This is a genomic window from Streptomyces sp. YIM 130001 (genome assembly GCF_003574445.1).
Taxonomy (GTDB): domain Bacteria; phylum Actinomycetota; class Actinomycetes; order Streptomycetales; family Streptomycetaceae; genus Streptomyces.
The window spans coordinates 44827-55801 of record NZ_KZ984557.1 but is presented as its reverse complement, the minus strand read 5'-3'; the positions used below and the strand labels follow the sequence as shown (position 1 = coordinate 55801).

General features: G+C 68.3%; 11 protein-coding genes. 3 read left to right on the top strand and 8 right to left on the bottom strand.

What is annotated here, in order from left to right; translation table 11 throughout:
• Positions 1-170: 170 nt before the first annotated feature.
• The 5 genes from DSC45_RS18860 to DSC45_RS18840 all read right to left on the bottom strand — a co-directional run bounded on the left by DSC45_RS18860 (position 171) and on the right by DSC45_RS18840 (position 3990).
• Positions 171-830, bottom strand: coding sequence for a DUF2637 domain-containing protein (locus DSC45_RS18860; RefSeq protein WP_119292480.1), 660 nt, complete (start codon positions 828-830; stop codon positions 171-173).
• 259 nt (positions 831-1089) lie between these two features.
• Positions 1090-1266, bottom strand: coding sequence for a hypothetical protein (locus DSC45_RS35785; RefSeq protein ID WP_162929278.1), 177 nt, complete (start codon positions 1264-1266; stop codon positions 1090-1092).
• A gap of 88 nt (positions 1267-1354) precedes the next feature.
• A complete protein-coding gene (locus DSC45_RS18850) occupies positions 1355-2710 on the bottom strand; it encodes an FtsK/SpoIIIE domain-containing protein (RefSeq protein WP_119292478.1) in 1356 nt (451 codons plus the stop codon).
• 2 nt (positions 2711-2712) lie between these two features.
• Complete coding sequence (locus DSC45_RS18845; RefSeq protein WP_119292476.1) at positions 2713-3072, bottom strand: SCO3933 family regulatory protein; 360 nt, start codon at positions 3070-3072, stop codon at positions 2713-2715.
• A gap of 138 nt (positions 3073-3210) precedes the next feature.
• Complete coding sequence (locus tag DSC45_RS18840) at positions 3211-3990, bottom strand: GntR family transcriptional regulator (protein WP_119292475.1); 780 nt, start codon at positions 3988-3990, stop codon at positions 3211-3213.
• Between the two features lie 18 nt (positions 3991-4008).
• On the opposite strand from DSC45_RS18840, the gene DSC45_RS18835 reads away from it, so the two are divergent.
• Entirely contained in the window at positions 4009-4467 is a 459-nt protein-coding gene (locus DSC45_RS18835; RefSeq protein WP_119292473.1) for an NUDIX hydrolase, read from the top strand.
• A 1639-nt stretch (positions 4468-6106) separates the two neighbouring features.
• Here the strand turns inward: DSC45_RS18835 and DSC45_RS18830 are convergent.
• Positions 6107-6805, bottom strand: coding sequence for a hypothetical protein (locus DSC45_RS18830; RefSeq protein WP_162929277.1), 699 nt, complete (start codon positions 6803-6805; stop codon positions 6107-6109).
• A 314-nt stretch (positions 6806-7119) separates the two neighbouring features.
• Positions 7120-7719, bottom strand: coding sequence for a cysteine hydrolase family protein (locus tag DSC45_RS18825; protein ID WP_119292800.1), 600 nt, complete (start codon positions 7717-7719; stop codon positions 7120-7122).
• Positions 7720-7928: 209 nt separating this feature from the next.
• Between DSC45_RS18825 and DSC45_RS18820 the strand changes: the two genes are divergently transcribed.
• Positions 7929-8927 carry a GlxA family transcriptional regulator gene (locus DSC45_RS18820; RefSeq protein WP_119292469.1) on the top strand — a complete coding sequence of 333 codons (999 nt, stop codon included), beginning with the start codon at positions 7929-7931 and terminating at the stop codon, positions 8925-8927.
• 82 nt (positions 8928-9009) lie between these two features.
• On the opposite strand, the gene DSC45_RS18815 is transcribed toward DSC45_RS18820, so the two are convergent.
• The gene (locus tag DSC45_RS18815) at positions 9010-9636 is read right to left on the bottom strand and encodes a mycothiol-dependent nitroreductase Rv2466c family protein (RefSeq protein ID WP_119292467.1); all 627 of its coding nucleotides are present in this window, start codon (positions 9634-9636) and stop codon (positions 9010-9012) included.
• 281 nt (positions 9637-9917) lie between these two features.
• Between DSC45_RS18815 and DSC45_RS18810 the strand changes: the two genes are divergently transcribed.
• Positions 9918-10880: an NAD-dependent epimerase/dehydratase family protein gene (locus DSC45_RS18810; protein ID WP_119292465.1), complete on the top strand. Its 963-nt coding sequence runs from the start codon at positions 9918-9920 to the stop codon at positions 10878-10880.
• The last annotated feature ends 95 nt before the right edge of the window (positions 10881-10975 follow it).

The window sequence follows — 10975 nt, the reverse complement described above, 5'->3', positions numbered from 1 at the left end:
GCGGACGATGAGGAGTAGTCGGCGGACCAACCGCAGCGGTCGGATGTGCAGACGGCGGAGTGTTTGGTGTGGCCGTGGCGGTCGCGACGGATGCCGATCTGGACGGGTCCGATGCGCATCACGGAGTGGAAGTGATCGCGAGCAGGCATGGCGGTATCTCCCTTTGCTGGTCAGGTGAGTTGGGCGGCGATGGCGTCGGCCATCGGGGCGGGGACGCCGAGACGGGCGCGCAGCGTGTCGGTGTCGATCCGTGTGCCGGTGCGGGTGTGGTGGTCGTCGGCGACCTTGCGGGCGTGCGTCACCAAGGCGTCCGGGACCGCGACCGGCGCGGCGGCCGGGGGCAGTTCCGGCGCAGCATCGGAGTCCGGGGTGACGGCCGGCGCGGAGTCATCCGTCGTGGTTGCCTCGGGCTCGGGGGCACGCTCGGCACGAGGGGCGGGCGTCGTCGATTCGGCCGGCATAACCGGCTCCGGGGAGGTGTGGGCGAGGAGGGTTCCGCCGAGGAAGGCGAGGGCGGGCCATCCGGCGACGCCGAACCGGAGCCAGGCGGGCGGGTGCTGGAGGTCGAGGAATCCGGCGGTCGCGACGTTCGCACCGAGCGAGGCGACCAGGGCGATCACGAACCAGCACCACGCCAGCCGGTTCGGACCGCCGTGGCGGAGTCGGCGCCAGGCAACGACGAGGAGCAGGTCAACGCTGATCGGATACGCCCAGGCCTTCCATCCGGTCTGCCCCGCAGCGGCGGCGACTTCCTGTAGGTGGGCGAAGGAGAGGGCACCGGCAATCACGGCCTGAACGAGTACAGCGTCGAGACGGAACCTGCGGACCATGACGGTCACCTCCTTGATCGGGGTGTGGGGGCCGGGACGGGGCGGGGGGGCGATGTCCGGCCGCCCGGTCCCGGCGAGTGGGATCACTCGGGGGCGTGGCCGGTGCCGAGGCAGGCCAGGCACATACCGGTCTGCTCACCGACGACGCGCCGGAGGGGGCCGGTGCGGATGAGGCGGGATGCCTCTCCGGTGCCCTTGCACGTCGGGCACGGTGTGGGCTGCGGGCGACGGGTGCGGGGCTTCTTCGCGGTGGCCACGGTCACCACCCGCCCGGGTAGTCGGGACCGTTGTCGGGCGGGGGCTCGGGCAGGGATGCGGCCAGGGCCGGGGCGACGGTGGTGATGAACGCGTCGTCGCAGTCCAACCGGTCGCTGTAGAGAGCCAGGTCGGCGAGCAGTGCCACGGTGCGGGCGAAGTCCGCGCAGTCCTCACACATCACGCAGTCCTTTCCAGGGTTCAGGCATGGCAGGGGTAGGGACCCGGCGCGAAACGGTCACGCCAACCGGTGAAGCAGAAGAAGGGGTTCAGGCAGCGGCCGGGGTCTTCTCGACCGCCGGGCCCGGGACGGTTGCCAGATGCGGCACCACGGGCCGGAACTGGGCGAGTGCGGGCACGTCGGGGGTGCGGTGCGCGTGCCGGTTGCAGGCGTTCACGGCCTGCCGCAGCGTCGTGTGCGGAGCCCGTATACGAGACCATCCACCCGCCATATCCGCCGCCACAGCCACCCCCGGCGTCTCGGTAGCAATCTGGATCGCAGCCAAGACCGCGTCGGGGGCGATGTCACCGAACGCCATGTTCGCCGACGTTTCATCGTTCACGCGGTGGGCGGTACGGCCGGTGAGCTGGGCCCGCAGCATCGTGATGCCCTTACCGAGTTCGGAGCCGAAGCGCTGACCGCAGATCTCCAGATACACCCCCGCCGCCCTGCCGAGCTGAGCCAGCCGGACCAGGCTGGTGATGATCCGGTCCCGGCGCTTCTCCTCATCCCGCGAGGCGTAGAGGGCGAGTTCGGCGACCTCATCCACGATCACCACCACCGGGACCGGGCGGATGTCGTCGGGCAGGTCCCAGATGTCCGCGGCGATCTCCGCATCGGGGATGTCGGCGCTGATCCGCTGGTGTGCCCGGATCAGTTGGTACACGTCCTGCATGTGCCCCACCAACGCCGCCAGCAGATCATGCGCCGTATCCGGATCATCCGCGAGGGCAGTGAAGCGACGAGCCATCGGGGCCTGCTCGACCCCTTGCTTGCAGTCGATCCCGACCAACGCCACATGGTGCGGGGCGAGTTCAGTGATCAGGTTGCGCTGATACACCGACTTGCCGGACTCCGTCGCGCCCAAGGTCAACGCGTGGGGAACACGGCGGTAGTCGCGGTAGTGCACGCCCCCGTCTTCCCGCATCGCGACCGGCACCCGCACCGCAGACCGTTCCGCCTTCACGGGCATCTGCACACGCTTGAGCACGTCGTAGCCCGTCATCGCGATCTCCACGACACCCGACCGCACCTCACGCGACGAGACGCCATACATCCCGAACGAGTGCCGCAACCGGTCCGTCGAAGCGGACACAGCGAACGCGTCCTGCCCGACACGGAGCTTGATCCGCAGCACCAGCCCGGTCCGTGTCGGACGCAGCCGCAGGATGCGCGGGGATCGCGGGCCAGGCATCGCATGGTTCGCCGCCCGGGCCAGAGTCAGCCGCCACCGAGCAGGCGGCACGGTCAGCCCACAGGCATCCATCACCGACCGGTAGCGAACCAGCGTCCGCAGCCCGGCGAACGTGATCCCGAAGCTCATCCAGTACCAAGCCGGACGCCGCCACCGAAGCACCACCGCGACCACGACCACGAACCCGACGACGATCACTAACCGGCCCATGATCAGGCCGCCTTAGCCTTCGTGGCGGAGGCGTTGCCGTGAGCGGTGACCGCGACCGCGCGGAACGCGATCCCGTGCCGCTTCTGCCCGTTGAACTCGTTCTCCCAGGGCCGGGCGATCAGGCCGGTGATGCCGACCGGGGTGCCCATCTGCATCTCGCCGATGACGCCGGTCTCCGGCACGGTCACGGACAGGATCTCGACCGCATCGTTCGCCGAGAACATGACGTCCACGGTCACCAACGGGGCGCCGGTCTCGACGTCCACCGCGATCTCACCGGTCCGACGGTCCTTCACCTTGGGCTGCGGAGCCTTGGCCACCATCACCGTGGCGGTCGACGTGTCTACAGGGATCTGACGCACAGGAGATCACTCCTCTAGATGTCTCAAACTCAGGCACTCATGTGTATGAGTGATGTGATTAAGAGTCACCCACTCATACACATGAGTCAAGCCGCCAAGTCAAAAAATCTTGGCGGCTTGCTGAGAGATGACGGAGTGTCAGTCTGTAGCAGGAATTCGGTAGTCGAGAACGAACTGGTCAGCGGCCATGATCGTGTCGCAGACCTCCACCACGCGTCCCGTCTCAGTCACGGCATTCCGCGTCAGATGAATCACCGGCGAACCAGGGCTCAGACTCAGGGCAGTTGACTCCTGCTTCGTCGCGAGCCGAGCGCGAACCGTCTCGGTGTACTCCGCGAACTCGTGCCCGTGCTCCTCGAGTCGGGCATAGATGCCGCCACCGCCGGGGTTGTCCTCGAACAGCTCCGGGATGTCGCGAGCCACGTCCCACGGCAGATACGAGGTAGCTTTCTCGGTCGCCGTACCGTCACTGAAGTACAGCCGACGACGGGCAAGCACCTTCGCCCCTTCGGCGACACCGAGCCGCTCGGCGATTTCGGCCGGCGCTTCCACCGGGCCTACGGCGAGCACGCGAACCGTCGGCGTCACACCGGCCTGCTCGGTCTCGGCGATGTACGCGGCCTTGCCCGCCTTGCGGTGCGAGCGCCGGAAGCGATCGGACGACTTGCGCGTGACCGGCGGCCGGGACTTCACGAACGAGCCCTTGCCGTGATGCGTCTCAACGAGCCCGCTGGTGCGCAGTACGCCCAGGGCCTTGCGCACCGTGCCGACGGACACCCCGTAGCGGTCCATCAGCTTGGTTTCACTCGGCACCTCAGAGGCAGGAGCGAGCGCACCGGCCTTGATCTGCTGCTCAATGTCGTCAGCGATCTGCAGGTACCGCGGCTTGCCGGATTTTGCTCCTACTGCACTCGTCATAGTCCTTCGCTTCCTTCTATGCTCCTGTACATGAGTAACAGTGCCCAAGCAGAGAGGTCAACGCCGCTCCACTCCGTATCCGTGGCAGGCGCGGTCGTACGCGAAGACGGCCGAGTACTGACGATCAAGCGGGCGGACAACGGCACTTGGGAGCCCCCGGGCGGAGTCCTCGAACTGGCCGAGACCCCAGAAGAGGGCGTACGCCGCGAGGTCTACGAAGAGACCGGCATCAAGGTCCAGGTCGACCAGCTCACCGGCGTCTACAAGAACACCGCCCGAGGCATCGTGGCCATGGTGTTCCGCTGCCACCCCGAGGGCGGCGAAGAGCGCCTGTCGGACGAGTCCACAGCGGTGGACTGGCTGACCCCCGAAGAAGTGGCCGACCGGATGGGCGAGGTCTACGCGGTACGCGTGCTCGATGCCCTCAACGGCCAAGGCCCTCACGTCCGTTCACACGACGGCCGAAGCCTCCAATAGACACGGACGCGGACAGACTTTCTCTACTTCATCAAGACCCCGCGCACGGCGCGGGGCGCGCCGCCTTGCGGCGCGGCCCGCCTCCATGTCTTCGCCACCGGCAGGCCGCGCCCGTCGACGCGCCAGCGTGCTCGGAGAGAGAAGAACAATACCCGCGTGGCTGGGGCGGTCGGCTCCACGGCTTTAGGCAGCCACTTTGGGGCGAGCCTCGAAGATCATGGCCCCGACGTCGAGCTACAACGGGCAGGTCCACAAGACTGCCCGACGCGCAGCCAGCTTAAGGGGCCATGATCACTCGCCCCAAAGCAGCTCCAGCCCAAACCCGCTCCACCGACCTTTTCACGTATACCCACGATGGAGATCGGCGCACGCACCGTACGACAGGCGGAGGCACAGACAGAGGCGCCGAAAGTCCCGGATTCACCCCACGTGCAGGCACCTACCGACGAAATGTTGGATGGTTTTAAGACACGTTCTAGAGCAGCTATCCGACCGTTAATGATCTTCGTTGGAGGCGGGCGCCATCCACACCTTCGAGCTCATGACCAGTATCGATGGTGTACATCAAAAATACCGGCGGGGAGAGCGCAGAACAAGAGTGAGGCTTGAAGCACGCCCGAAACAGTGGCCGAATCCAAAGCCTGCTGTACGTTCCACGAGACGAAGTCACCCCGCCCTCCGAGTGCATTTCAGAGGGCGGGGTGACAGACGCAATCGATCAGAGCTGGTTGCACAGCTCTGCAATCCGCCTAGCAAGAGGAGCACTGAAATGAGCAGTAACTCCGAGAACTACTTACCTGCCGATAGCGGCGCGTTTAGTACCGTACCCGCCGCCCAGCGAGGCGTCACTTCCCTCGCAAGCCTGATGGTCGGGATCGGAACCCTTCTCATGGGAATCGGTGCCTGCCTCGCCGCCATCGCGTCGTTGATCTAAGAGCGGTCCCCTCCAACGAAGTGCCTCGACTCCGTGCCCGTTCCGTGCCCGGCGGGGCGGGGAGTAGCGGGGAATGACGGGTGCGGTCGCGGTTCTCAGGAACGGCCGGCCGCGCCCGTTCGCGCAGGTCAATGCAGCAACTAGCCCCAGATCACCAGTGATTCCCAAGCTCGTAGTCACGGGGGCGAGCCGCGCCACAGGCTGCGACGTCGCACAGTGCTCGAACTATGCCGTCTGACATCCACCGCTGACATCAACGGCGGTGGATGCTGACAGTCGTTGGGGGACCACCCCGACGCCCAAGCTGCGGGGAAGAGCACCCTCAGCCGGTACCCGGTCGAACTCCTAAAGCGGGTGTCGCAGGTTCGAATCCTGCCGGGGGCACCGACTTGCAGCGCAGGTCAGGGACCACAAAGGCCCTCCGTTCATGGGAACGGGGGGCCTTTCTCGTTGCCGAGTGCCACAGGGGTGCCGCATCCCTGGTGACCATGCACCTGCTGAGGGGAGCGGCCTCACCTCTTGACGGGATCAGCAAGGCAACGCCTCCCTCCGACGGACAGGCGTGCATCGGGGAGAGGCGGTGCCCTCGCCGGGAAGTGTCCCGTTACGCGAGTAGCCCCGGCCGGTCAAAGGCGTGGCCGACCGGGGCAGTTACCGGCAAGATTCGGGCGCCGTAGCCAGTGGTCAGCGGCCAGTGGTCAGCCGTCAGTCCCAGCCGAACTTTTTGAGCTGCGGGGTCGCGACGGTGGTCGGGAAGGAGAGGCCGCTCGAGGTTGATTGGGGGGAGATGGCACCGGGGTAGGTGCGGCTGGTGATGATCAGGGTGTTGCCCATGCGCTGCACCTGAGTCTTGTAGGTGCGGCCCGAGGCGCCCTTGCCCCGGGTCAGGGTCTGGGACCAGTTGTCCTCCGCGGCGTGCCGGCTGTCCGGTTGGCTCCCGTCCTCGCCGTCCCCGTCGCCTGCGCCCTGGGAGGCCTTTTCCCGTGGCTCCTTGTCCTGGGGCAGGGACTGGGCCTTGGCGGTCTCTCCCTGCTGCGTCAGGTCGAACGGGATCCGGCAGACGGTCGAGGAGTACCCCAGGTCGAAGTAGACCTTCTTCCAGCCCTTCTTGCTGTACGAAGCAAGGGTCACGGTGGTCGTCAGAGGTCCGTGATTCGCCATGGCTTCGGTCTCGGTGGGCTTGCCCACCGCCTTGCGCTGCACGACCGCGGCCGGCTTGCCCGGCGCCGCGCCAGCCGCGACCAGAGCCTGGATCCGGCACTCGCGCTGACTGGTGCTGACGCCCGAGGTGTCGACCCTGTCGGCCTCGGCGAGTTTGCTGATCTTGTACCCCGGCAGGTCCTGGGACGTGATCGCGAGCTTCTCCAGCTCGTCCGCCGACAGCGTCCCTGTCGGCGGACGCATCTCCGAATCGGGATCCACGGCCTCCGAGTCACCCGAGTCACCGCATCCTGCGAGCAGCGCGAGTGCTGCCGCGGCGGTCGCCGCCAGGATTCAGTGCCGGACAGTCGAGCGTCGTTGCATGGTGCGTACTCCCCCGTGGTACCGGCCGGCGCAGGTCAGCAGCCGGACATCCTCATGCGGGTGAGCACCTGCGACGGCCACCGATCCAGCCGCCCTCCCCCGCCGGTGAGCGACGGTACCGGAGCCGCGCCTCGCTTCGACAGTTGGGCGTCGGGCGGGACAGGCAGGCGTTGCGGGTCTGCGCGGGTTCGCTCTCACGCCTGCGTCCGGGCCACGGCCTTGAGCAGGTCCTTCGTCGTGACGACCTCGGCGAAGCCGCCGCCGTGAAGGGAAGTGGCGGTCGACCTGGCCAGTTCGTCGGCCGACTGCCGCCAGCCGAACGGGCCGGTGAGGTCGAAGGTGTGGGTGGCGTCGAGCGGGAGCAGCACCTGATAGCCGAGGTTGCCGCCCATCCGGGCCGTGGTCTCGACGCACATGTTGGTCTGGATCCCGGCCACCGCGAACTGGGTGATGCCCGCTTCCCCCAACCACGCGTGCAGGTCGGGGGTCCCGTAGAACGCGGAGTTCACAGTCTTGGTGACGAGCAGTTCCGGTACGTCGCCGCCGAGGCCGCGCCGAGCCTCGACGTAGTCCTTGAAGTCGTTGCCCTGGTGGCCCGGCCGCAGGGGCGAGTCGGGCTTGGACGCGTCGTGTCGTACGAAGACGACCGGGCGGTCCGTCTCCTGCCAGGCGGCGATGAGCGCGGCGATGTTGTCGTCCGCGGCCGGGTTGTTGCGTGGCCCCCAGAACGCCTCCTCGCTGAAGCCCTGCTGCACGTCGACGACGATCAGTGCCGCGTTCGGCTCGATGCCCATGTCGCCCGTGTGGATGTCCGCGTGGCCACCCGTGTCGGTGTCGGTGTCGGTATCGGTGTCGGTGTCGCCTGTGTGGATGGTCATGTCGCCGGGGCTCCGTTCTCCGTACGTCGCCGGTGTCGTACCGGCAGCCGTGGCTCCATGCTGCCGCCCGCGAAGGGCGATCCCCAGGCGTCCGGAAGTCAGCGATCGATGGTTTACTGCCGGTCATGCCGTCGCCGCATCGCATCGCCATGCTCGCCTTCCCCGGGATCCGCGCCTTCGACGTGTCCGTGATCTCGGAGGTGTGGGGTGTGGACCGCACCGACCGCCAGGTGCCCGCCTTCGACCTGCGCCGGGCAGCCGCGAGCCCTGCCCCGGTCCCGATGCGCGGCGGCCTCACGCTCGTCCCCGACCGGACCCTTCGCCGACTGGACCGCGCCGAACTGATCCTCGTCCCCGGCCTCGACGACTGCACAACACCCGCTCCTGCGCCGGTACTTGACGCACTGCGTCGCGCCCACGCACGCGGAACGACGATCGCCGCACTGTGCGGCGGCGCGTTCACCCTCGCCCAGGCCGGACTCCTCGACGGCCGCCGCGCCCTGACCCACTGGGACCTCGTCGGCCAACTCGCCGCGCGCCACCCGCGAGTTCGGGTCGAGCCCGATGCGCTGTTCATCGAGGACGGCAACCTCTGGACCGCTGCGGGCACCGCAGCCGGAATCGACCTGTGCCTGCACCTCGTACGCATCCGGCACGGAGCCGAGGCCGCCGCGACCATCGCTCGCTCCATGGTCACCGCCCCCTTCCGGAACGGCACTCAGGCCCAGTTCATCGAACGCCCCACGCCACGTGCCGACCGCGATGTGGACACGCTCGCGGATGTCCGCGCCTACGCACTCGGCCACCTCCACGAACCGCTCACCGTGGCCGCGTTGGCCGCACGCGCCGGGATGTCACCGCGTTCCTTCGCCCGGCACTTCTCGGCGGCGACCGGAACCACCCCGATGCACTGGATCCTCGACCAACGCATCGCCGCTGCGCAGAAGTTGCTCGAACGCACCGATCTGCCCATGCCCGAAGTCGCGCGCCGAGCCGGTTTCGGCAGCGAGGTCACCATGCGCCAGCACTTCGCGGCCCGCCTCTCGACCAGTCCGCGCTCCTACCGCGCGTCCTTCGCCGACCGCCCGGCGGCGCGCCGACTCGCCCCGGAGGATGGCCAGTAGACGGACGACCCTCGAGCTGCGACCCAGTCCGTCACGCCCGGACACCCGTCACGCCCGGCCATCTGTCCCGCCCGGACACATGTCACGCCTTGATCTCGTGGAAGGACGGGATGCCGGCCAGCAGGACCGTCGCGTCCCAGAGACGGAACTGGTCTGTCTCTGGCGGGACTTGACCGAGCACGGGACCGAAGATCGCACGCTGCTCGCCGTCGGGCGTGGTGATGACCAGCACAGGCGTGCCGACCTCGGCGTCCATGCGGTCGACTCCGGCGTGGTGGGAGGCGCGGAGTTCGGCGTCGTAGGCGGTGGAGGCGCCGGCCTCCGCGAGTGCGGTGGGGAGGCCGGTCCGGCGCAACGCCTCGGCGATGTCACCGGCCCCCTCTCGTTCACTGCCGTCGGGGTCGGCCCAGAGCGCGTCGTAGAAGGCGCCGAGTGCGTCGTGTCCGTGCTCGGTCTGGACGGCTGCGGCGACGCGGGCGGGGATCCAGAGGTAGCCGTGGGGGTCGTTCTCGGGGTCGTCGTCGCGGTGCTCGTTGAGTACGGCCAGGCTCATGACGCGCCGGCGCACCCGTAGCGGCAGGTCTTCGGCGATCCGGGCGATCCAGCGTGCGGTGTGGCGGGTGAGCGGGCAGACGGGGTCGAGCCAGAAGTCGACCGTCCACCCGGCCGCGCTGGCGGTGGTGGTTGCCCCCTCGGCGGTGGCGCTCATGTCGGTCTCCGGTCCGGGTGTCGAGGCCCTGGGTCAAGGCCGTGCGGGTCGGTGGCGGACGGTGCGGTCCCGGCGCGACAGCGAACTTTAGATCGCCTCAGGCGTCGCGTCGAGTGCCGGCTTGGAGCCGTCCGGCCGGTGGGAAGAGCCCACGCCCGCCCGCCATGCACCCTGGTTGCGACACCTAGACGAGATAGTTACGATGTATAACGTAAGCGTTAGCCAGTAACGCAGCGCGTCACAGTCTTCGTCACGTCACCCCGGCTCGAAAGGACTGCGTCATGAGTGCAGTGCAGGGTTCGCTTCACACCGTTCTGGGGGCAGGCCCCGCGGGAACCACCGTCGCGCTGGAGCTCGCGCGACGCGGGCACGCGGTACGCCTCGTCGACCGGGCCGGCTCCGGTGAGCCGCTCGAAGGCATCGAGCGCGTCACCGGAGACGTCGGCACCGTGGCGGGGGCACTCGCCGCGATCGAGGGCGCGGACGTCGTCCACCACTGCGTCAACGTCGCCTACCACTTGCAGGTCGACGTGATGCCGGGCATCCAGGAAGCGGTCCTGGGTGCGGTGGAGCGCACCGGCGCCCGGCTCGTCGTCCTCGACACGCTGTACCCCTATGGGGAGACGCACGGCGAGGTCATGACGGAGGACACCCCGTGGCGGGCGACCACGGCCAAGGGCAGGATGCGTGCCTCGCTGGACGAGAACTACCTCGCCGCGCACCGGGAGGGTCGCGCCAAGGTCGTCCTGGGACGTTCCGCGGACTTCGTCGGCCCCCGCGTACTGAACTCGACGCTGGGCGGGTCCGTCTTCCCTGCCGCGCTCACGGGCGACGAGGTCCTGGCGCTCGGCGACATCGGCCTCGCGCACAGCTACACCCATATTCGTGACGTGGCCCGGGGCCTGGCCACCCTCGGTGAGAATCCCGAAGGCGACGGCCGGGTCTGGCACTTGCCCACCGCCCCGGCCCGCACCACCGCTGAGATCTTCGGCCTGCTGGGCGACCTGGTGGGCCGGCAGTTGAAGATCGTCACGATGGACGAGCCCCGCGCCTTCGGGCCGTTCGACGAGACGTTCATGAACTCGTACGCCGAGCTGTTCTACCAGCACACGGAGCCGCAGGTGATGGACTCCACCGCTTTCCAGCAGAGGTTCGGCGTCGAGCCCACCGCGATCGAGGCCACCTTGGAGGACACCCTGGAGTGGTACCGGGAGTTCCTCGCCACGCAGGCGGCTAAGCGCTGACGACTGCCCCTGCCGGGGCGTTCGGCTGCCCTCCCCCGGCGTCGACCGGCAGAGGGCTCCGCCTGTCGCTTCGGCGTATCGCTTCGCCCTATCTC